Below are 21,421 nucleotides of genomic sequence, written 5' to 3'. Positions count from 1 at the left end.
TAAACAGGGTTAGCAGACCAGCCCAAACGAAACTGGCGCACCTTGCGGTGCCCCTGCCTAGCCCGCCAAAAAACGGGTAGCAGATAGTTTGCACAAAAAAACCGCTCTGAGCGGTCTGTGCTCGCTTGGGATTTCAGGCTGCTAAACCTGGCTGGCAATATGGCCAGCACCCAAAGCATAGACCGCTTGTTCAGCGTGTGTCAATAATTCAAATTAAAATGCCAGCTCCTGTTGCAATGCCCGGCGCTGTTCTGGTGACAGCGAACGGGCCAGCGCGGTGACCACTTCGCTGGCCGTCTTGGCCGAGGGGCTCAGTGTATGGCTAAAGGACACATTGGTAACAAAGGTATGGCCGCACTCCGGATCCGTGCAGGAGCAATACAGGTTCGCATAGCCAATGCTTACCCTGTCTGTTTTGCCGATCACGGCTTTGCTGCCGCATACTGTGCATAATACCCGCATGTGATACCCCTTATTCGCTGGCAGCTAACAGCGCTGCCATTGGTGCTTGCTTCATATCCAGTCCTTCAACAACATTCGCGATCCCTCAGTGTTCAATCAGGGTGAAATCGGGGTTTTTGGCGTCCCATGGGTTGGCGTACTTCAGGTGTGGGGCGGGTTCGATTTGCCCGAACCTGCCGATCCTCCACTTTTCTACCCCGATCGTTACCGTACAGCCGCGTTCCATCAGCGCCAGTGCTTCCGCGTCGATACCTAAAGCGTCAAATTTGTGCCCCAAAGACCGGGGCGTACAGTTATTCCCACTAGTCCAAGATAGGTCGGCTGCGCCGACTGAACTGCACGCCTTGCGGCGCAACTGCCATTTCTCCGAGCGGGTCCAGGCGGTAACATTGCCCACCGTTACCCCTTTCACCCGCTTGGCGGCTTCCCCGTATTGATTCGCCATGGGCTCCACTTCGTAAGCCAGCCCGCAATCGACCTCCTTCATGGCTCGGATAAAATCAATAAACAGCTCGGATTCTGCCCCCTGGCGGATCAGCTCCAGTTTTTCAGCGTCGATGCTTTGTCGTACCCGCCTAAGTTCGCGGTAAACCGTGATTGGGTCGCAGCCCTGAAACTGGAATTGGCGGATCCCCCAGCGGCTTTTCCATGCCTGAACATGGTTGATGATGTCGGCAACCACCTTGCCGGTTTCCTCGCACACCAGACTTTCCACGCCCTTGGCATTGATGTTTTTGGCGATGTACTTGGCAATGTACGCTGCAGCGCCCCCTTGGCGCTTGCCGCTTTCATCGCGGGGGCTGCTTTCTAACTTTTCGACTGTAAAGCGTGGTGCGCTAGGCCAGTAGCTTTTGGCGGGGGCTTTTACCTTCTGGCCCAGCTTTTTGAAGTAGCCATACAGCTGGCGTTTTTTACGGTATTGCTTGCGCAGGGCTTTGCGGTGTTTGAACCGGGCGATCAGTTCGTGCCGGTCTTCCTGGCACCAGTATCTTTTCACAATGCGGCACAGCTGCCTTGCTTTGGATGGCTCGCACCAGATCAGCATGTGCCAGTGTGGGCAGCCGTCTTTGTGCGGTTCCGCTACCCGTACACCAAAATAGCTGATATTACGCCGTCCAAGCGCAGCCCTTACCAGCCCCCACACATCAACCAGATACGACTGGGCTTGTTTCGGTGTGGCACCATTCCAGTTCTTTGACTTCGGGTGGTATTTGCTCGGGGCCGTCAGGGTAAAGAACAGGCCTTGCAGCTGCATTTCTTCGGCGTAGTCCTCAAGCCCTGATATGCGTTTCATCAGCTCGCAACGCATGTTCTCAGGGTCACCCATCCCTGCAGCCAGCGCTTGTTCCAGGCTGATTACCTGGCCGCTTTGGTTTACCAGTTCGCCCGATTCCGCCCACTGCTGGGTTGCCTGCTGATCACGCGCCCACTCAGTAACCGCCGATTTGCTGGCATAGGGTGATTGCTGGCCCACGTTACCGGCCACAATTTCCAGCGTTTCAAGGTATCGCTTACGCACTACCAGCAGCTTGCGGCACCACCAGCGATCACACTTGATTTTCAGCAAAGCTACTTCCATGAACTCCGGTTCCGGCAACTCCTGCTCGTTGCTCCAAAACGGCGGCTGCACTTCCGGATGATGATCAAGGCTGTACTGGCATATCCACGAATAGCAATCAGCCAGGCAGTCGTTGTAGTGCTGATACTGGGTTTGGGCATACTCTGCCCGCTCTGCCAGTGCGCGGTAAATATCCGATGCAATGGCAGCGGCGGTTTTGCGGGTGGCCTCTTTGGTGGCAATGGATTTGTAGCCAAAACTGAACCGTTTCAGCGCCATGTACAGCGGCTTTATCTTGCGGCGTATTGGGTCGGCAGCGTGGCGCAGGTTGGTATTACGCTCACGGGCCGTTAGTGTCAGCGCATCGGTGTAAAACACCTTTTGCAGCTTTTGCCGGATGCGGGATGGCAGGCCCGCAATACGGCGCTTCATCCAGTTTACATCGTAGTGATCGGGGTGATTCACTCGGTTGTAAATTTGGAATAAGTCCTGCTGTTGCCACATCATGCCGGCACCCACTCCCACTTTCCTCCAACCTTTTCCAAATTGTATCCGCCACCACCAACCGGGGGTGTTGGCACATGGGAATCAAAGCAGTTCTGGCACCATGTTCTGTACATGGCAAAATCAAAATCTTTGTCATAGCAGCTTTTGCCGCACTCAGGGCATGCAGGATCTAAAGGCAGAAAGTACCTGTTCATGGCAGCCGAACCCCCATCACTTTCCGTTCAAACCTTTGGCAGCGGGCTTTGTTCATGCGGTAAATAACATGCGCTTTACTGACTGAGTTGTCATGCATTGCAAGCCGCTGGGCCATCTGATACCAGTACCGCAATTTTTCAAAACACAACGCCGTATTTTGGGCGGCAAAATCATCATGACGCCGAATGGCCGCCAGCTCTGCAAAAACAAAGCGCTGCTCGCGCATCATGTCTACTATCAAAAACTGGTAACCGGTGCAAAATCCGGCGACTTTGGCAAAGCTTTTTGCCATTGCTTTCCTGTCAACTGATGCTGGATTTATCATGCTGCCTCCTGCTTATCGGCAAACAGGGCAAGCACTTCTTTTGCTTTTTCGCGCTTTTCCCCGTTGGTGGAAATGCTGCGCTGCACATCAAAAAATTGCAGCTCTGCCCCTTTGTACAGCTGTCGGGTGAATTGGGTATTGTGGTTTGAAATAACCACCGGCACTTGCCAGTTACTCGCCAAACGAGCAAGGTAGCGCTGGTGTGCAACGCCAAAGCCATCGGATGAATAGCTGGTAAAGTTGGCGGTTTCGCTTAGCGGCACATAGGGCGGATCGCAGTAAATTACGCAATCGTCTGGCATTTGATAAAACGCCTTTTCAAAACTCCTGCAATGCAGTTCTGCCCGGCTTAGCTTATTGGCAAAAAATGCCAGTTCGTCGGCTGGGAAGTAAGGCGCTTTGTACTTACCAAAGGAAACATTGAACTGGCCGCTTTTGTTGTAGCGGCACAGGCCGTTGAAGCAAAACCGGTTCAGGTAGATAAACAGCAGGGCTTTTTCGTACTGATCACCGGTCGTGTTAAATATTTCCTTTAACTCCCTGAACCGTGAATCCGTGTTATTTTCCGGCACAAAGAAAGCCGCTGCATCGGCAATAAATGCCTTCGGCTGGTCTTTCAGCTGCTGGTAAGTATTGATTAGATCGCGGTTGATATCGCTTAAAATGTAGTGCTCATAGTCCGTATTCAGGAAGATGGAGCCAGCACCCACAAACGGCTCTACCAGGCACCTGGCCTTTGGCAGAACCTGGGCGATGCGGTGAGCCAGTTTCGCCTTGCCACCGGCCCATTTTAGGAAAGGGCGATTGATCACGGTGCTCATGCTGCACCATCCTTATTCAGCCGTTTAATCTCAATGTTTACTAATGCCTGCATGGCAACAGCTACCACCTGGATCAATTCACTTTCAACAGAATTCCTTCCGGATAAGTTTTTCATCCAACCGTCTTCTGCATCCTGCAGCTTTTTACGCAACACCAACAAATGACCTTCAACTGTCTGGCTTCTTACGTGGTCAACTCCCCACTTTGCATTCTGATAGGAAATTTCCTTGTTAACCTTGTTTGCCACTTTCTGCCAAATGAAAGCGTTAGCAAAAATCTTCTCGTATTCTTCACTTTTCACGCTGCACCTCCTGCTAGTTCCTTTATTTTTCTGAGGTTGCGCAGACATTTAGGACAAACCGTGTAATAAACTCGCTCCTGTCCTTCCAACACCTTCAATACATAATCTGCTTCAACAACTGACCATACCCCCGGAGCCCTGCCCTTGCCTGGTGGCACCATGCCGCACAATGACGGAACAAATTCCATTTTTGGAATTACATGCATTACTTTACTTCGTGGTTTTACAACCCAAATTGCATTTGCTTCTTCCTGAACACTCATGCTGCACCGCCTAACAGCGTTAGCTGCACATGCGCGACATGGCAGTAATAGCCCTTATTTCGGATGATTCCGCAGATGTTTGCGGCTTCGTATGGCGTTAGTATTTTTGCTCCCGCTGTACTCCAAGCCGATTGCAGAGCGCCTTTTTTGTTGAATCCGCAAAAAAAACTAATTTTTGGCTTCTGCGCATTTCTGCCAACGTGCCGCCCGGTAAATTTTTTCTGCACTACAACAATGCAGGCTCTGTTTTGCTCTTGCCCGATATCTTCAAGCAGGTTTTTGTGCATTGGGTTCATAGCCACCTCACATCATTTCGCAAAAGGCTGATACAGCCTCAACGATTTGTTCAGCGGCTTCGATTTGGCCAGCAGTACCTGATCGCATGTTGCCTTTTTCGTCAACCAGGTTGCCAAGCCACATTTCATTCGACTTACGCCAATCAATGTTACCGAGCGCGATTGCGTATTTTCCAACCGAATACTTGCAGCCGTATTTATCGGTTAGCTGCCGGTAAACACGGGCTAATGTCATAAGGCCTGCAGCGGTAAAGGCTACGCTGTTTTCAGGGCCAACATCTTTCACAACTCTGACCTGCCATTGCCAGGCTACGGCTTCTGCTATGGAGTTCCACCATTTGCTGATGTCGGTAACGAGCATTGGATCCGGCGTTTGCTTTGGGCCAATACCAAGCAGCAGGCGACTGGCTTGCACAACGTGGCGGTAGGTAAACAGCTTGTCGGTATTTTTCCCGACCACGTTTTTTTCGTAGTCGATCTGGCCTTCCCAGCAGCTTACTTTGGCGATCTCTTCTTTGATGGCGTTTACCGCGTTGTCTCTCTTGTTGTAAGTCATGTTCAGGCTGGCACTTACTGCCTTGGCGTTGCTGTTAATGTCGCTAAACGCCTGCTGCCTATCGGCAAGGCTCATGTTTACAAAAAGCTGGATGGTAACTTGCTGGCTTTTCAGCGTTCTGCGTTGGCTAATTGCTTCTAAAATACCAGTTGCACGGTGCTGGCCGTCGAACAGTTTTATGGTGGCATCCATTGAAAGATTCAGTTCACCAACAGATGCACCCTTACTGGCCGGGATAAATTCTAGGGTTTCATCCTCAATAACACCGGTCAGCGCTGGTAGAACAAAGCTTTCTTCGTTCTCGCAAATGTACTTGCTGATGGCGTTGGCTCTCTTGGTGTCTACCTGGCGCTGGCTTCTGTCCATGACGTTACCGGTATCAATAGCCATTAACCGCGACAACATGCCAAACGGCACACAAGCTGTGTAAAATGGACGGCTGCCCTGGGTGCCAGCTGCAGCTGGAAAGAAAAAACGCATATTGCTCATACCCCACCCCCATCAGACCCGCACAGGTGCACTACTTCTGAGGCCACTTCTTCTCGTTTGCTAAGTGTTGCGGCCCTTATTTTCTCAATGTCAAAAAGCGGATTTGCCAGTGGTGCACCTTTAATAAATTGCAAAAATGCATCATGCAAATCATCGTGAGATTCAGCAAAAATCATTACTTCGCAACCTGTTGCCGTAAGCACCATGGTTGCAAAGCCGTGATATTTACCATTCGTTTGGATCAGTTCTTTTCTCATACCCCACCCCCACACAGCGCATGGGCTGCTTCGGTGGTTTTTTGGGTGTAGCTGATGCGGTTATCAACAATGCGCAGGTTCAGTTTTTTTCGTAGGTCGTTCAGACGCTCGCAGCGAGCCCGGATCACATCATCCGGCAGGGTGTCGCGGTAAAGTTTGCGGAGAATTTTAAGATCACGCTCAAAGCCTTCACTGGCGATCAGGTCGTTGATGCAGTGGCGTTTCATGCGGCGTAAAAACCTGATCTGCTCGATCAGCTTCAGTTTACGTTCATTTGGAGTGGTTACTTTATGTGCTGTGACAATGGACGCAGCAGGCATGGAATTAGTAAAAGCCATTCGATTTGCTCCTGTTTTTTCTCTCTCCGCGCCGTTAGTGGCTCTCTCCTCCGACAGAGAGAGGGTGACCGGCCAATGACCGGCCACCCATCGGAGTACGCTGCCTTCGCTTTCTGTTCTTGGGGGAACCGGCGAAAGTGAGCGTGTGAGAAGGATATGCAATGCGCATTGATGTATCAATTGGCATTGCATGGTTGTAGGCCATTGAGTATCGTCCTACACTTCACATGGAAACTTGTTCTTGGGGGAACGAAAAGTGAAAACCGTCGAATATATGGACGCGGTGAAAACCGCGTATTCACTGACATCTGACTATCAGCTTGCTAAGAAACTTGGCGAAAGCCCCGCAAGGGTGAGCCAATACAGGGCTAAGCCTGTAAGTATGGATGATGACCTAGCAATAAAAATTGCTTACCTTCTAGACCTAAACCCTTTAACTGTGCTGGCTGATGCTCATATTGAACGCGAATTTAAACGCGGCAACGATTCGCTGGTAATGTTCTGGCAGGAAGTCAGGAAAAGTGGCCGAATGGACACAAAAGTGCTGGGTAAAATGGTTGCTTAGCGTTTGCCAAAGGTGATAATTGAAGCGGTAAATTCTGCCTTTTCACCGCTTTAATTATCGCCCTACTCCCCTGTTTTAGTTCAAGTTTTTCAAAACCCCGCTTCTTAGTCTGTATATTATGTTAAATCGAGTGTTTAAGTTAAATAAGCTATCAGCCCAAGCCACCCACCGCTCGTTCATCAGAACTCTCCATCAGAGCCATTTGCTGCTTCAGCCAACAGTGATTCTGTGAACAGCTGTGCCTGAACCAGTTCATCATAATTCATGCGTTGAGAAAGCCGCTGTTTAAACCAATCCGCTTTGCGGTAAAAATCGTTATTCGGAGTAATAAGTAACGCAAAGTCTGCATAGCCAAGGGCTTTAATGAAGCCCTGGCCGCCCGTAACCGGATCCAACTGCTGGAAGCCTCTAATCAGCCGCTCTAACGATTGCTCGCCACCCACTAAAGCAGCCTTATGCGCCAGCTGATATTTTTTAGCCGTAAACTCAGCTCTTGCAGCGGCAATGTAAGTTCGAGCGGCTCCGGCTAAGTGCTGCACAGATAGTAGCTGCCATAGAGCAAATCATGCCTTGGGTTGCCGAGCTGGATTGTGCTGTGTTCCCGATGTTTGTACTTTCTGAGAGGTCTAAAAAAAAACTGTTAGTTGCTGTTGACTATATTTATTCGGCTGGAAATTTCTGTTTTTGATGGAGAACTCGCATTATACGAATTTTTGAACCATCAACCCAATATAAAACAATCATGGATATTTCTGGGATAATGAGTAATCTACCGCGAATTCCATCTCGTTGAACACCCATTAGTGGCTGCTCAAGTAAATTTTCGACTTTGGTTTCGATGAGATCATCAGCTTTTTCAGCTGCAGCTGGATTAAAGCCATAAAGAAATTCGAAAATTTTCTCACGATCATTAAGGGAGGCTTCTTCCCAGAGAATCATCCATGGCCTCGATTTCGGATTTTAGCTTTACGTTCAGCTATTTGAGTTTTAGCTACGTTATGTTCAACGAACACCGCTTTTCCTGAGTCGAACTTCTCAAATGCTTGATTTACTTGTTCAGTTAGCCACGCATCGTGAGATAACGCATTGCGTTGTTGTTCTGCCAATTGTTCAGTGAGCTCACGACAAGCATCGCTAAGAGTTCGGCCTTGGCTTTCAGCCATTTGCTGAGCTAAGCGTTTTATTTCTTCGTCTACACGAAATTGAATTCTGGAATCCATGATCAGCACCTTTATTTGTACGCACAAATGTTAGCACTGACATTATGCGAGGGCAACTACAAAGCGTTAAAGAGGGATTCGCAACGCGTAGAGTTTTCATACTGACGCCGGCTTATTAACGACAATGGCTCCGTAGCCTGTACAGAACTATCACTGACATTGGATAGTATCACTTAACCTAAGCCTTTGATATCCTGATAATCCAATGCCAAACTCTGTTCTTGATCAATAACAGTTCTGGTCCTGTACACTATACTTTTACTTGGACATAAAAGGAGCGAGTTGTGGCGAATGTACCTTACAAACCATCAATGAAACCCAAACGTCAGCAGGTAATTACAGGCGACACCCTGCCCGATCTTGCGCCGGCAGCGATCGCAGAAGAAACCAGTAAACAGAAAATGAGCGGTGCCCAGGCCTCTTTGGAGGTGGTATTGCGGGACATCTCTGAGCGCAGTAACGCGACGATAAATGATCAATCGGTAGACGAGCTAAGCACGCAGCTGCAATCCATCGTGCAAGGAGCATCGCCGGATGATGTGGCCTTATTGCGGAAAGTACTGCTGCGTGAAGAGTTTGAAAAAACCGCTAACCTTGATAGTGGCTCGGATGATGAACTGTTACCCGATTGGCAGGAAAGCCCCTACCCTTATAAAAACCGCCTGCGCCGCAAAAGCTACGAAAAGCAAAAATACAACCTGCAAGTGGAACTGCTGAAACTGCAACACTGGGTGAAGGAAACAGGCGCCAGAGTGGTGATTTTGTTCGAGGGCCGTGATGCAGCGGGTAAAGGCGGCACCATCAAACGTTTTATGGAGCACTTAAACCCACGGGGTGCCCGGGTGATTGCCCTGGAAAAACCCACCCGGGCAGAACAAGGCCAGTGGTATTTTCAGCGTTATGTGCAGCATCTGCCAACGGCTGGTGAGATTGTGTTGTTTGACCGCTCCTGGTACAACCGGGCCGGTGTTGAGCGGGTGATGAACTTTTGCAGTGATCAGGATTACCGCGAATTTATCCGTCAGGCACCCGGTTTTGAGCAAAACCTGGTGCGCTCTGGTATCCATCTCATTAAGTTCTGGTTTTCGGTAACCCGCGATGAGCAAAAACGTCGCTTTATTGAGCGCGAATCGCACCCATTGAAACAATGGAAGCTAAGCCCCATTGACCGGGCATCCCTTGATAAATGGGATGACTACACCAAAGCAAAAGAAGCGATGTTCTTGCATACCGACACGGCCGAAGCACCCTGGATTGTGGTGAAATCCGACTGCAAAAAAAGAGCCCGGTTGAATGCGATGCGCTATGTGCTTAGCCAGTTTGATTATCCTAACAAAGACCTGAAACGGCTTGGCCAGATGGACGCACTCATTGTTAGCCGAGCTACCACGCACCGGGTGCTTCCCTGAAAAACTATGCGGCAGCATCCACAGCCAAGCCAGCTCGGAATAATTGCAGCAGCTCCGGATCGGTAATGCCATTGACAATAAACTGGATGGCAATACAGAACATCACAAGCTCCGGGTTATGCAATCACCGGGCTTGCGTTTACTTCTGATAACGGCGTACCAGAATGACCAGCCCGACGGTAAGGATAACTGCAGGCAACAACCAAAACAGCTCTTTCATACCTAAATCCTTGTGGAAAATTTTAATTTACGGTCTGATTGTATCGAATTGAGCTTCTAAAGCAAGCTGGCTCTTTGCTAAGATGCTGTAATAACAAGCAATTGGACAAATTCATGCATTGGCGTTTTTGGTTATTGGCCCTGTGTTGCTGGCCGTTACTGCTTTGGCAAGGCAAACGGGTACGAAAGCTGGCACTGCGTTTACCGGAGGCAAGCGGTGAGCGTTCAGGTATCCAGGGGCACGGGCCAAAACAGCAGTTGCTGATTTGCGGCGACTCTGCAGCGGCAGGTGTCGGTTGCCAACATCAGCAACAAGCTCTGTCTGGCCAGTTAGTTGGGCTGCTGGCACAACAAGCCGAAGTGCACTGGCAACTGCATGCGCAAACGGGCATCAACAGTGCACAGCTCAGGCAGCACCTGCTGGAGCTGGAAGCAAAACCACTGAGCTGGGTGGTTGTGTCCATCGGAGTAAATGATGTGACCGGGCTTAGTTCTGCCCGCCAATTCAGAGCGCAGATCAATGCTTTAGTGCAGCTGATTAATCAACGATTTTCAACACCTCAGATCATATTCAGTGCCATCCCACCCATGCAGCACTTTAGTGCCCTGCCCGCACCACTGAACCACTGGCTTGGCCTGAAGGCCAGTCAGCTCAATCAGCAGTTGGTCAATACGCTGGCAACATGGCCCAATGCCAGGGTGCTCAGCTCCACCATAGAGCTGACACCCAAGATGCTGGCACAAGATGGCTTTCATCCATCCATTGCAGGCGCCAAACAATGGGCCAGCCTGTTGGCAGCAGAAATACAGCGGCCTCATCACCGCAAGTAAGGCTGCAACAGCGCTCGTACATTGACTTTGGCTTGCAAGCGGGCTGCCAGCAAATACAACCCCCCTATTTTTCGGTGCAAGAAGATCGCATCCGCTGGTGGTGTATGCCAGTAATTGTGCTGCAAACTCAGTGCAGTACCCGCTTCGCGTATTCGTGCTGCCAGATCGCTCTGGCCAAAATCAAACGGGGCATCCTGCTGCAGCGGCTCGCAAGCCAGCTTTACCAGAGCCAATACCCGCAATCGTTGCTCAGCAGCAATCTGCTCACTAAAAAAGCCGATGGTGGTCAGTGCCTTATCCATGCCTGGCTGATCATGCTGCAGGCTGGCTGCGAATAATTGCCGATACGCCTGACTGAACTCCTGGCTGTACTCACGACAAGCACCAAAATCAAGCAGTACCAGTTGCTCTGTGTCTGCGTTGTAGCGGTAATTGGCAAAGTTAGGGTCTGTTTGCACCAACTGAAACTCAAACAGCTCTCGAAAAAGCAAGCAAAAAAGTTGTGTCACTACCCTGTCACGCACTGCCTGCGGCTGAGCTTGCAGGCTTTCTACCGGCATGCCTGCCACGTAACGCATAACCAATACGCCGGGGCGACATAACTCCGTTATAGGCTCAGGTAATAAAAACTCGGGAGAGTTGTTCAGCGCATCTTTAAATCGTTGTATAAAGGCCGCTTCCTGCAGATAGTCGGCTTCACGGCTCAGCTGTGCTTTGGCCTCCTCCAACAAAGTTTGGTAATCCACCCCCTGAGGTAGTAAACCGCTGATACGCAGCAAGGTCGCCACATTATCTACATCGCTGCTGATACTTTGTCGAACGCCCGGGTACTGCACCTTAACCGCTAGTTGCATGCCATTGTCATGCTCAGCTCGATGCACCTGGCCTATTGATGCTGCGGCCATGGGTTTGAAGGTAAAATCAGCGAAATGACGCTGCCAGTCTTCACCAAGCTCTGAGCTTAGCACTGCAGCTAACTGTTTAGGTGGCATCGGATTGGCATTATCACGCAAACGGGCCAGCATATCCGCTAACTCACTGGGCAATAAGTCGCCTGCATCCATTGACAAGAGCTGTCCCAGCTTCATGGCGGCGCCACGCATATGTGCCAGTTGATTGGTTACGCGTTTCATATTGGCTGGGGTTAGCAGCAGTTCCATCCGGCTACCAGGCTCACCTTTCGCAAGGCGTTTAGCTCCCTCGGCCAACATACCACCGGCCAACTTTCCGGCCAAACTGGCAAAACCGCCTAACCGTGCCAGCCGACCGGCTGGTACTTTACTACTGGAAGACATAGCTCTCCTGTTTTAGTATCAGAACATCACTTGTTAAGTACGACCTTAACCGGTGTCTGGCTCAATTCAAAATGGAGTACCTCATGAACGAGTATCACCCCCCGAAAGTCTGGCAACCCAGTACAAATGGCGGAAAGTTTGCCTCCATTAATCGCCCGGTTGCCGGCGCCACGCATCAAAAATCCTTGCCAATCGGAGCGCATCCACTGCAATTGTATTCACTCGGCACACCCAATGGCATTAAGGTTACCATTTTGCTGGAGGAGTTATTGGCCTTAGGTTTTTCAGAGGCTGAGTATGATGCCTGGTTGGTGGATATTGGTCAGGGCGATCAGTTTGGCAGTGGTTTTGTCGAACTGAACCCGAATAGCAAGATCCCAGCGTTACTGGATCGCAGTGAGCCCGCACAACCACAGCGGGTTTTTGAATCTGGTGCTATCTTGCTCTATCTGGCTGAAAAGTTTCAATGCTTTCTGGGCCAAAGCCCAAAGCAGCGTACCGAGATCCTAAGCTGGCTGTTCTGGCAAATGGGCAGTGCTCCTTTTGTTGGTGGCGGCTTTGGTCATTTTTATGTGTATGCACCGGAAAAGTTCGAGTACCCCATTAACCGTTACGCCATGGAAACCAAGCGTCAACTGGATGTGCTGGATCAATTGCTGGCAAGCCGGCCCTATATCGCCGGTACAGAATACAGCATCGCCGATATGGCGATTTGGCCCTGGTATGGCGCTTTAGCGCTGGGACAACTCTATAGCTCGGTTGAAAACAATGCCGCTGAGTTTTTGGATGTGCAAAGCTATACTCACCTCCAGCGCTGGGCTAAACAACTCAATGAACGTCCTGCTATTCAACGTGGACGCTTGGTAAACCGCAACTCCGAGGATGGTAGCACCCTGCCCGAGCGCCATAGCGCCGATGACTTTAAATCGCTCGGCTTCTGATACAAGCTTACAGCCGGCATTAACGCCGGCTTACACCCTAATTTTTCAATTCCACGCTGCTAATTGCCTTTCTTTGAAGAAAAGCTGATCTATGTCAAACTTTATTTAGAGTAATTGCTCTACTTAGCTAGAGCAATTACTCTAATGCGTGTAGGATCTACCTCCTAGAGCCAATTGTAGGCTCAGGCTCAAGGAGTAAAAATATGATTGTAAAACAGATGCTTTGTCTCACCATGGCAACGTTATCAAGTACTGCATATGTTTCAGCAAATGAAACTGCCACTATTGATATGTCCAGCCCAACAGAAGCTTATACGGCTTTTGGCCTAGGTTACGGTAATGACGGTTTTAGTTTAAAAACAATGTTCATGACTTCTAAACCAGGAGATGAACGTAACTCCGGTTTTATCTTTGAAGTAAACGACATTACCGATAAAGACGGAGGTAAGCCAAAATTCTCTGGTATTTCCTCGGACGGCCTATCCCCTCAGTTTAAAGATGAAACAACCAACACCAACTTTCGATTTCGCTACGGCTCTGTAAACACAACCAATGGCATAGGAAAAATGATTGACGCCATTGTGAAAGATCACCCATTTTATGGCACGACAGTTGTAGTGCAGGCGGGGGCTTTGGCAACTATTCCTGTTAGCGACAATGCGTATATCTGGCCCGTGATACTCCTAGGCGGAGTTGTCATGGAGGATAATACGGGCCAATTGGTTGGTGAACATGCGGTAGCAACAAGAAGCAGTGGTATGGATTGGGCCTCAACCATCTTCTCTGCCAAAATCTACGCACGCTACAAATTTAATGATGCCTGGTGGTTACTCGGAGCCTGGACATACACCGATGAGCTGATGGGGAAAGACTGGAGTGACAGCATCAGAGATGGCGGCCTTGAGCTAAGCCCACAGCAAATTGAAATTACCCTCGGCTATCAGATTACCAGCAAACAAAACCTGCGTTTAAGCTTTCACTCTTATTCAAAAAGTGGTGGCTCAGACCGAGTATGGCTGGAATACAACTACGCCTTCTGAATTCAGCATTTTCCCGATGCATCTAAGTAGCAAATGAGGTCCGGTATGTTTTTCTTTGAATCTATTCCCTGGTACAACTGGGTGATGTGGCTTGTCGTTCTATGTACTTTAATGGGCTTGAATGAATTAATTCGCGCCAGCAAATGGGCCAGCCTTGGTTTATTTATTGGATTACCGATACTGCTGACACCTGTCTGGCTTTATATGGATAGTGATGTCACATCATGGTTTACCTGGGTAAAAGTATATTCAGCGCTGGCCGGCAGTATCATTTACCTGGTTATTCGATTTACTGATTACCACAAAAAACACCCTTGGTACCTCACTCTGGTGCCTGCCATTCTTGCTATCAATATCGCGGAGGCGGTCCTACGTGAGTTTCAGGTCGGTATCGCTGGCTTTAGCGGCATTGTTGATGGCATGCAGTATATTTCTGGTGGCTGGAACTATGTGAATGGCGTGGCCGGTATTTTGAATATTTTGCTGATATGTGGTTGGTTTGGCATCTTTGCCTACCGAGGTAAACGAGCCGGTGGTATGCGCTACGATATGCTGTGGCCAGATCAAACCCGGTTATGGGTTATCGCTTATGGCGTCTGGAATATCGCTTATGTCTATTCTTGTGCCCCAGGCAATGCTTTTTATTCTGGCGTAGCGCTTAACATAGCAGCGACTATTCCTGCCTTACTATGGGCTAAAGGTACCTGGATGCAAAACCGGGCGGCAACACTAAGTTTTTGGATGATGTGGGTGATGACGTTCCCGTATTTCTTTGCCATTGGCAGTACCTTCAATGTCGCACCAAGCTACAATCCTGCTGCCAACTGGAGCCTGGCTATTCTATCGCTGGCTTTGAATATTGTTTTAGCGGTATGGCAAGTAAGACGCATCATAAAAAATCGTGCTAATCCATTGAAGGATGAAATCTTTCCTGACCAAGCCGATTATCAGCTCGTCAATGCCTATCGCCGATAAGCCGCCACAGTTGCCCACCAACCATAAGTGCCTGGTGGGCCTTTTATAAAAAGGATTCGCATGAAAAAGATTCTGATGATAGGAGTAGTCATTGCGCTGCTACTTCTCTCCCCTGTGTTTTACCTTATCTATGCCTTTACGTTGAAAGGCCCTGTATCGGATGATGTCTTTCAAAACATGCTTCCGGCTATAGTGAACAGCCTGGAGGTGAAAATAGAAGGAGAAGGCAAAGAAACCATTGTTTTTATTCATGGCTACCCCGATAGCCTTGAGCTGTGGGATAAGCAGGCCGCGTATTTTAAACAAAACTATACCGTGGTCCGATTTACACTGCCCGGCTTCGAATTAGAAGACAATGGCAAGCGCTCCCATTACACCATACAGCAGATGCGGATAATTATTGATACCTTTATTAAAGAGTTAGGGCGGGGACCGGTGACAGTAATGGCGCATGACTGGGGCGCTGTCTATGCATCTCATTACCTGAAAGAACATGATTTAGTAAACAGACTGGTTCTCTTCGATATAGGCAGCTTTGGTGATGAAGAAAGACCGGCCATCAATGTGAAATACACGCTTGCACTGGCCATTGCCTGGACTTTACCAGACTCTTTAGGGTCCAGACTAGCCTATTATACCGCAGACAAAATTCTGCAAATTGAACGTGTTGATCCTGATAAATCCATTGATGACCTTAGACCTGATGCGCGCCTTACCTATCCATACTGGCATTTATGGCGATCGGTGTTATCGAAAAACAGCACAGAAGCAATAGCGGTAGAAGACTATGGCACTCCTTTTTTGTTTATGTATGGTAAAGACAAGGAGGTTTGGTTCCATGCTGAAAGCTGGGCGCAACAAGTACAAGAACTTGGCAAGGGACAAATTGAAGTTGTTCCGGGAGGTCACTGGTTTATGCAATCCTCACCGGATTTAGTGAACCAAAAACTGGCAGATTGGCTGCTAATACAGCAACAATAATGACTCTAACCACAAGCTTAAGCGTTTCCACCAACTAGCCCACCACTGGTGGGCTTTGCTTTATTGCTGTTACAGCAACCACTCTATCGGCAACATACCGAGCAAACGTACCCCCAGCCGACGCAAAGCGCTGCTTTCGGGTTCAGTGCTATGCAGCATGGTGCCGCTGCTGGTTGTCTCTTGCCAATAGAGACGATTGCCCTGCCCCAGCTTTACTTCGTATGCGCTAAAGAGCAAGAGATCCCGGAACACTTGCTGCATTTGCTCTGCAAGCTCGGTACTTTGAACGACAAACCCAAGTTCAGTATTTAAATGCGCTGAGCGGGGATCAAAATTAAAAGAACCAACGAACACAGTTTCGCCATCAATGGCGAATGTTTTCGCGTGCAGGCTGGATGCCGATGAAGATGATAATGCTTTGGTTAAACGCTTTTGCTCATCACTGCCAGAAGTTCGCTTAAGCTCAAACAAGCGAATACCAGCTTTGAGCAGAGCTTTACGGTACTTGGCATAGCCACTGTGAACGATTGCAACATCAGTAGCGGCCAGTGAGTTGGTGAGAATTTGAATATCAATACCGCTTTTTGCCAGCTCTGTGAATGCTTGTACACCTGCTTTGGTTGGCACAAAGTATGGCGTTACCAGCAAAATTTGTTGATTTGGTTGGCCTATAATTGCTCTTAATTGCGGCATCAGGTTTTTCTCTTTGCCGCCTCTGTTCAGTACCTTATCAGGACTGTCACTCACCATTCGCACAGGCACCCACTGCAGCTCCAGTTCGTGGTTGACCAATTGCTGCATAAAGTCGCTTTGTTGTACCGCCTGCCTGTAGCTACTGGCTCTTGCACTCTGGGTCGTACTGGCCGGCGCAGGTGCTTTGGAGGGTTCTTTAATCAATCGTTCCGCAGGGTACGAGGCCTGGCTATTCCAGTACAGATCAAAATCTTGGCTCACATCCTGTACAACTTCACCTGCAACCAGCACATCCAGATCGGAGAACACTACATCATCGGTAGCACCAAAATAAGCATCGCCAATATTACGGCCGCCGACGATAGTAAATTGATTGTCTGCAATCAAGGCCTTGTTGTGCATTCGACGGTGCAAACGCGGAAAATCGTAGATAAAGCCAAGCCACTTGAACTGCCGCTGGACAAATGGATTGAACAGGCGAACCTCTACCATCGGATGTTGCGTCAAATGCCATAGTGATTGATCCAAACCACTGGCACCAAGATCATCAAGCAGCAAACGAACCCGGACGCCCCGCTCAGCCGCGTGATGCAATTCTTCAAACAAAAGCTGGCCGGAAATATCGTTTTGCCAAATATAGTACTGTAAATCCAAGCTTTTATCGGCTGAACGAATCAACATTACCCGGGCGGCGAAGGCATCCTGGGCCTGAATTAACGGATAAACGGCACTGTTGCCCGGATGCTGCTGTTGCTCATCATGAATGGCAGTACCCAGCCGGGTTTCCACTGCCTGCTCCAATGATAAGTGGGTACTTTGTTCCATCCCGCGTTTTGATGGCAAGGCACAACCACTAAGCAACATGACAGCAGCACCTGCCAACAACCATGGAAAGCTCCTCATGACTCTATAAAGTTGGCCAGAACAATGTACAACAGTTCTGGGGTAAACTTGCCTGTGGCATGATAGAGCAGTTCTGCTACCGATATGAAGATAAGCTGAATCATAAACAAGCTCCCTGCATAGCTAAGAAGGCTGGCCTACTTCTGGTAACGGCGAACCAGAATAACCAGCCCTATGGTGAGGACCACCGCAGGCAGCAACCAGAACAGTTCATTCATACCTAAATCCTTGTTATTACAATTAATTCGGATTGTATCTGATTTAGCTTTTAAAGCAACAGTAGTCTCCAGGCTGCAATACACGCCAATCATCGTTTCTGCAATGGGCTCAGCGACAGGCGGCATCTTGCTTATGGGGATGCTGGTTTGCAAATGCCAACCACCCCTAGCGGGTGATCCGGATACTCCTCATTGGCGAACACCATGTGTTGCTCTGGAGAGCTCAGTTCACACTGTAAATCAGATAAAGCCTGCTGAAATGCGGAATGAGGCTGTAGGCTCGGGGTAGAGCTGTACCATAATACGTAGGTTTTTTGTTGGTAATCCACAGACAGCACCTGACGGACTGTACTCTGATCCAGCATATTACCGGGCAAGCGCGAACGAATATTTTTCTCTGCAAAGAAAAAGCGCCCCTGAGCATCAGTTATCGCAGAATCACTGTACGCTCTGTCGTAATCAAGCTCACGGTACACTCGCAGACCTGCCAGAGGCTCCCCATTGTTGCTGATGATACCACGAACCTCCGGGCACAAATGTACATCGTACCGCTTAAGCCATCCAAACATACTTGCATTCACCTGCGTTGAAAAAAGCAGCAACCCCAGTGATAGTTTAAGCACTTTGATACTGAAACCTCTACAATAAACTACCTGATACCTTTATTGTTACGATAAGGATCTTGCTAAACATAAACAAGCCCCACTTCGGTTAATTATCACAAGGCTATGTAGTGGCAATCAGCCAGGCAGTAACAACCAGGCTGATTGCATGAGATTTTAGTTACTGGCTTTGCACGACTCCATGCCAGTACGGTAGGTTGATACCATGCCTGAGCCACTATGCTTCTGTAAGGCAGTGAATGCCTGGTAACTGGGGCTGTATGTGATCTGAAAATTCACGTTCAGTTGCAAACCCATATTGCCACAGCAGCTGGAGCTAACCGTTGCATCCTGGCTTATAATACGAAAGCCTTCCACTTTATGCTCCTTGGCAAAAGCCATCAGATGCTCCGCTTTCGCCTGGTAGATGGCCCCGACATCCGCATCAGCTACTACCTGAATGTTTTCAACATAGGTCAGGCTGGCGATATCCATCACCTTGCATTCTTCTTCGTCGGCATTGACGATAAAAGGAGCAAGCAATAAAGCGGCAGACAGCAAATATTTCATGTTTTATCCCTAAAATTAAACGAGTAATGCCATGCAAAACCCCCTGCACCAAAGCAACAGTGCAAGGTGTTCGCACCGGTGTTAACTGCCGAAGATGCTGCCCGACTGGCAGTATCTTCGGGTGATTTGGTTAACTGGCAATGGAGTCTGCCAGACGCTGACGGATCTCAGCTAAGCTCTGATTGATCAGCAGTTCGCCGTTTTCAAAGACAGCTTGTAGCTCACAGTGATTGACATCATGCCAGCTGGCCTGATCTTTCAGATAATAGTCGCCGTTACTATCTTTAAATACAGCGACTAATCCTTTAGCGGAGCGCTTGGTACCATCATCGGTTTTGGGAGCTTTGAAGATTTCCCGATCAAGCCCCGCTACTTTGGCAAAAGTAGCCTTTACGGCAAAACCATCGGTATCACGAGTGACATATTGATAGGTATAACTACCGATACCAAATACCACATTGGTCGAAGCAAATCCTTTGGCCTTAAGACCAGCACAGATAGCTTCAGCACGCTCAATAGTGATGGAGTCCCCATAGATAAGCCCAACATGTGGGTCCAAAATCTTATAGCCTTTTGCGGTTGTGCTACCACCAAACACCTGCCACAAACACTCGATGGCGCCTTTAAATTCCGGACTGCCTGGCTCTGCATCCGGGTCACCACAGATCACTTTAACCGGACAACCTGTATCTGGACGGAAAACCACCTTGCCATCACGCGCCAGGATTTTATCTTTTAACTGCACGGTGAAATCCGTCATCACCTGCCAAAAGTCCCAGGAGTCGGATACGATGCTGACGATCCCTTGCGGATAGATGTCTTCTATCAGACGCCTGAAGGTGTCCAGCTCATTCTCCATGCCACCGGCACACATCACGGAATGTTCTGTGGCCGCAACACTACCACCAACCAATTCATGATCGCTGTTTGCATAATAGTACTGCTCAAGAAAGTCGATCGCTGGAATAGTGTCCGTGCCGGTAAAGCTTAACAAATGAGCGGCACCACTCATGGTGGCAGCTTGCACACCAAACATCCCTCGGAAACTAAAATCATGGCCCTGCCAGTTAACAAACTCAGTACTGCCGTCTGTTTCTGCGGCATAGTGCGTCAGGATCTTTTTGTACTGGTGCGCTGTAGTTGCACTGGTACACATACCCCAGACGTTGGCCGATAAAATGGTTTCCAGGTAATTGGTCAGCCAGAAAAAGCGCTCATCTGTGTTATAAATTACCAGACAAGGAACTTTCAGTGGATACACCGAGCCTTCAGGCAATGCCATGATTTTTACTGGCAAATACCCCAAGTCATGCAATGCAGCAATGTGATCTGTACCAACATTATTTGGCCCCAGATAGTTATTAATCCGCCGCTCAAATGCCGATACCACTTCAGCCTTCGGGCGTTGGAAAAAATCGCGGTTCCAGCTGTCGATCAAAAAGTCTTTGATAAAGTACTGCAACCCAAAAAATACCATTTTATCGGTGTAGGCACGGCGCGTAGCCCGGGCTGTCAGATTGCTAAAGATAATTTGCGTATCATCCGGGTATTGCCGACGGTGATCGACTTTATACCCATCAATTGCGATGACAGGGTTTAACTTCATTTTGTATCTCCTTGTAAAGCCAGATAATTCGTTACATCAGTTACGTGAATCAAACCTGAAGCGTCCGGCTGTAGGCTATCCGTGCAAAACACCTGGTCTATTCCGCTTTGTTGCAACAACGCCTCGTTTGCACTGCCTTCATAGTGCGAAACGATTAAGAAAATCTTTTCTGCCCCTTTCTCTTTCAACTTTTTCGCTAATTCAATAAAAGTCCGGCCGCCGGCACAGATATCATCAACGATGACACAGTGTGCACCTTGCAAATTGTCGGAAAACACCTCGGTAGCAATGATCTTACCATCCCGTACATCGCGGATTTTATCGGCCCGCACCACCGGCAAAGCACCCAGATAAGCAGATAACTCAAATACTTTTTTGTTGGCTCCGGCATCCGGAGAAATCAGGGTAATTTTCCCGGGCAAGCTGGCCAACACTTCAGCGACAAACGCATGGTTTTTTACAACCTTTACCCGATGCAGCAGTGCCGGACAAACATCACTATGCGGGTCAAATACAGTGACACTGGCATAATGTTGGGCATTGATCAGATCAGCGTATACTTTAACCGACAAAGGCTCACCAGGGTTGCATAGCCTATCCTGTCGCGCTCCGGGAAAGTACGGTATCCACAAATCGATCTGCTCGGTACCGGCTCTTTTAAGCGCATCGGTCAGCAGCAACAACTGCATCAGAGATTCATCCCCCTGATAACGAAACAGCAACTGGACCCGTCGAGCCGGTATGCTGGTAAGCCGTACATGGCTTTCACCGGCACCAAAGCTGAATTGTGTAAAGTTGCCCCCTGCCAGTGCAGGCAGTTGATAAAAGTCCTTCTGAATGCAGTTTTCCATACCGGCTCCTAAAAAAGGTCAAATAATACCATCGAACAAGCTATCGACGTAATACTTAATTCAAATGAATGTTAATGTCTTAATGACACATATGGTATGCCTTCTTTTCTGACATTACCAGAGCTTTTCTAGA

26 protein-coding genes are annotated in these 21,421 nt (G+C 48.8%); 7 read left to right on the top strand and 19 right to left on the bottom strand.

The features are described 5' to 3' along the window. Nucleotides 1-213: 213 nt before the first annotated feature. From QWF21_RS04880 to QWF21_RS04835, 10 genes are all read right to left on the bottom strand, one after another. The gene (locus tag QWF21_RS04880; RefSeq protein WP_330086927.1) at nucleotides 214-462 is read right to left on the bottom strand and encodes an ogr/Delta-like zinc finger family protein; all 249 of its coding nucleotides are present in this window, start codon (nucleotides 460-462) and stop codon (nucleotides 214-216) included. A gap of 85 nt (nucleotides 463-547) precedes the next feature. Then, nucleotides 548-2,527: a replication endonuclease gene (locus QWF21_RS04875; RefSeq protein ID WP_330086926.1), complete on the bottom strand. Its 1,980-nt coding sequence runs from the start codon at nucleotides 2,525-2,527 to the stop codon at nucleotides 548-550. Nucleotides 2,528-2,717: 190 nt separating this feature from the next. After that, the gene (locus QWF21_RS04870; RefSeq protein ID WP_330086925.1) at nucleotides 2,718-3,014 is read right to left on the bottom strand and encodes a hypothetical protein; all 297 of its coding nucleotides are present in this window, start codon (nucleotides 3,012-3,014) and stop codon (nucleotides 2,718-2,720) included. Nucleotides 3,015-3,043: 29 nt separating this feature from the next. Then, complete coding sequence (locus QWF21_RS04865; RefSeq protein WP_330086924.1) at nucleotides 3,044-3,868, bottom strand: Dam family site-specific DNA-(adenine-N6)-methyltransferase; 825 nt, start codon at nucleotides 3,866-3,868, stop codon at nucleotides 3,044-3,046. Next, nucleotides 3,865-4,170, bottom strand: a complete 306-nt coding sequence (locus QWF21_RS04860) for a hypothetical protein (RefSeq protein ID WP_330086923.1) — start codon at nucleotides 4,168-4,170, stop codon at nucleotides 3,865-3,867. Before QWF21_RS04860 ends, QWF21_RS04865 begins: the two co-directional genes overlap by 4 nt. Continuing rightward, a complete protein-coding gene (locus QWF21_RS04855) occupies nucleotides 4,167-4,433 on the bottom strand; it encodes an eL24 family ribosomal protein (RefSeq protein ID WP_330086922.1) in 267 nt (88 codons plus the stop codon). The genes QWF21_RS04860 and QWF21_RS04855 overlap by 4 nt, the downstream gene beginning before the upstream one ends. Beyond that, nucleotides 4,430-4,729, bottom strand: coding sequence for a hypothetical protein (locus tag QWF21_RS04850; protein WP_330086921.1), 300 nt, complete (start codon nucleotides 4,727-4,729; stop codon nucleotides 4,430-4,432). Before QWF21_RS04850 ends, QWF21_RS04855 begins: the two co-directional genes overlap by 4 nt. A 7-nt stretch (nucleotides 4,730-4,736) precedes the next feature. Further along, the gene (locus QWF21_RS04845) at nucleotides 4,737-5,774 is read right to left on the bottom strand and encodes a DNA sulfur modification protein DndB (RefSeq protein WP_330086920.1); all 1,038 of its coding nucleotides are present in this window, start codon (nucleotides 5,772-5,774) and stop codon (nucleotides 4,737-4,739) included. Continuing rightward, nucleotides 5,771-6,031 carry a hypothetical protein gene (locus tag QWF21_RS04840; RefSeq protein WP_330086919.1) on the bottom strand — a complete coding sequence of 87 codons (261 nt, stop codon included), beginning with the start codon at nucleotides 6,029-6,031 and terminating at the stop codon, nucleotides 5,771-5,773. The genes QWF21_RS04845 and QWF21_RS04840 overlap by 4 nt, the downstream gene beginning before the upstream one ends. After that, nucleotides 6,028-6,369: a hypothetical protein gene (locus tag QWF21_RS04835; protein WP_330086918.1), complete on the bottom strand. Its 342-nt coding sequence runs from the start codon at nucleotides 6,367-6,369 to the stop codon at nucleotides 6,028-6,030. The genes QWF21_RS04840 and QWF21_RS04835 overlap by 4 nt, the downstream gene beginning before the upstream one ends. Nucleotides 6,370-6,625: 256 nt before the next feature. Between QWF21_RS04835 and QWF21_RS04830 the strand changes: the two genes are divergently transcribed. Continuing rightward, nucleotides 6,626-6,934: a hypothetical protein gene (locus QWF21_RS04830; protein ID WP_330086917.1), complete on the top strand. Its 309-nt coding sequence runs from the start codon at nucleotides 6,626-6,628 to the stop codon at nucleotides 6,932-6,934. 179 nt (nucleotides 6,935-7,113) lie between these two features. On the opposite strand, the gene QWF21_RS04825 is transcribed toward QWF21_RS04830, so the two are convergent. The 3 genes from QWF21_RS04825 to QWF21_RS04815 all read right to left on the bottom strand — a co-directional run bounded on the left by QWF21_RS04825 (nucleotide 7,114) and on the right by QWF21_RS04815 (nucleotide 8,154). After that, nucleotides 7,114-7,377, bottom strand: coding sequence for a hypothetical protein (locus QWF21_RS04825; protein ID WP_330086916.1), 264 nt, complete (start codon nucleotides 7,375-7,377; stop codon nucleotides 7,114-7,116). 217 nt (nucleotides 7,378-7,594) lie between these two features. Further along, complete coding sequence (locus tag QWF21_RS04820; RefSeq protein ID WP_330086915.1) at nucleotides 7,595-7,873, bottom strand: type II toxin-antitoxin system RelE/ParE family toxin; 279 nt, start codon at nucleotides 7,871-7,873, stop codon at nucleotides 7,595-7,597. Next, nucleotides 7,870-8,154, bottom strand: coding sequence for a type II toxin-antitoxin system TacA family antitoxin (locus QWF21_RS04815; protein WP_330086914.1), 285 nt, complete (start codon nucleotides 8,152-8,154; stop codon nucleotides 7,870-7,872). Before QWF21_RS04815 ends, QWF21_RS04820 begins: the two co-directional genes overlap by 4 nt. A 311-nt stretch (nucleotides 8,155-8,465) precedes the next feature. On the opposite strand from QWF21_RS04815, the gene ppk2 reads away from it, so the two are divergent. Together ppk2 and QWF21_RS04805 are read left to right on the top strand one after the other, a co-directional pair. Further along, nucleotides 8,466-9,563 (top strand): polyphosphate kinase 2, encoded by a 1,098-nt coding sequence (ppk2, locus tag QWF21_RS04810; RefSeq protein WP_407935265.1) that lies wholly within the window; start codon nucleotides 8,466-8,468, stop codon nucleotides 9,561-9,563. A 333-nt stretch (nucleotides 9,564-9,896) separates the two neighbouring features. After that, nucleotides 9,897-10,613, top strand: coding sequence for an SGNH/GDSL hydrolase family protein (locus QWF21_RS04805; protein ID WP_330086912.1), 717 nt, complete (start codon nucleotides 9,897-9,899; stop codon nucleotides 10,611-10,613). Here QWF21_RS04805 and QWF21_RS04800 read toward each other — a convergent pair. Then, nucleotides 10,601-11,908, bottom strand: a complete 1,308-nt coding sequence (locus QWF21_RS04800; RefSeq protein ID WP_330086911.1) for an ABC1 kinase family protein — start codon at nucleotides 11,906-11,908, stop codon at nucleotides 10,601-10,603. The genes QWF21_RS04805 and QWF21_RS04800 overlap by 13 nt on opposite strands. 83 nt (nucleotides 11,909-11,991) lie before the next feature. Here QWF21_RS04800 and yghU point away from each other — a divergent pair, with 83 nt between their 5' ends. The 4 genes from yghU (at nucleotide 11,992) to QWF21_RS04780 (ending at nucleotide 15,845) form a co-directional block, all read left to right on the top strand. Continuing rightward, nucleotides 11,992-12,849: a glutathione-dependent disulfide-bond oxidoreductase gene (gene yghU, locus QWF21_RS04795; protein ID WP_330086910.1), complete on the top strand. Its 858-nt coding sequence runs from the start codon at nucleotides 11,992-11,994 to the stop codon at nucleotides 12,847-12,849. Between the two features lie 203 nt (nucleotides 12,850-13,052). Further along, nucleotides 13,053-13,889 (top strand): hypothetical protein, encoded by an 837-nt coding sequence (locus tag QWF21_RS04790; protein WP_330086909.1) that lies wholly within the window; start codon nucleotides 13,053-13,055, stop codon nucleotides 13,887-13,889. Between the two features lie 45 nt (nucleotides 13,890-13,934). Continuing rightward, a complete protein-coding gene (locus tag QWF21_RS04785) occupies nucleotides 13,935-14,864 on the top strand; it encodes a DUF5692 family protein (protein ID WP_330086908.1) in 930 nt (309 codons plus the stop codon). A gap of 60 nt (nucleotides 14,865-14,924) precedes the next feature. Continuing rightward, complete coding sequence (locus QWF21_RS04780; protein WP_330086907.1) at nucleotides 14,925-15,845, top strand: alpha/beta fold hydrolase; 921 nt, start codon at nucleotides 14,925-14,927, stop codon at nucleotides 15,843-15,845. A 69-nt stretch (nucleotides 15,846-15,914) separates the two neighbouring features. Here the strand turns inward: QWF21_RS04780 and QWF21_RS04775 are convergent, their stop codons facing one another. The 5 genes from QWF21_RS04775 to prs all read right to left on the bottom strand — a co-directional run bounded on the left by QWF21_RS04775 (nucleotide 15,915) and on the right by prs (nucleotide 21,288). Continuing rightward, a complete protein-coding gene (locus tag QWF21_RS04775) occupies nucleotides 15,915-17,402 on the bottom strand; it encodes a phospholipase D-like domain-containing protein (RefSeq protein WP_330086906.1) in 1,488 nt (495 codons plus the stop codon). A gap of 388 nt (nucleotides 17,403-17,790) precedes the next feature. Continuing rightward, entirely contained in the window at nucleotides 17,791-18,228 is a 438-nt protein-coding gene (locus QWF21_RS04770) for a DUF6795 domain-containing protein (protein ID WP_330086905.1), read from the bottom strand. 210 nt (nucleotides 18,229-18,438) lie between these two features. After that, nucleotides 18,439-18,831 (bottom strand): hypothetical protein, encoded by a 393-nt coding sequence (locus QWF21_RS04765; protein ID WP_330086904.1) that lies wholly within the window; start codon nucleotides 18,829-18,831, stop codon nucleotides 18,439-18,441. Between the two features lie 130 nt (nucleotides 18,832-18,961). Further along, nucleotides 18,962-20,437, bottom strand: coding sequence for a nicotinate phosphoribosyltransferase (locus tag QWF21_RS04760; protein ID WP_330086903.1), 1,476 nt, complete (start codon nucleotides 20,435-20,437; stop codon nucleotides 18,962-18,964). Further along, a complete protein-coding gene (prs, locus tag QWF21_RS04755) occupies nucleotides 20,434-21,288 on the bottom strand; it encodes a ribose-phosphate diphosphokinase (RefSeq protein ID WP_330086902.1) in 855 nt (284 codons plus the stop codon). Before prs ends, QWF21_RS04760 begins: the two co-directional genes overlap by 4 nt. Nucleotides 21,289-21,421 lie beyond the last annotated feature (133 nt).

The organism is Alkalimonas mucilaginosa (assembly GCF_036327005.1).
GTDB lineage: Bacteria > Pseudomonadota > Gammaproteobacteria > Enterobacterales > Alteromonadaceae > Alkalimonas > Alkalimonas mucilaginosa.
This window is presented reverse-complemented; position numbering and strand designations above follow the sequence as displayed.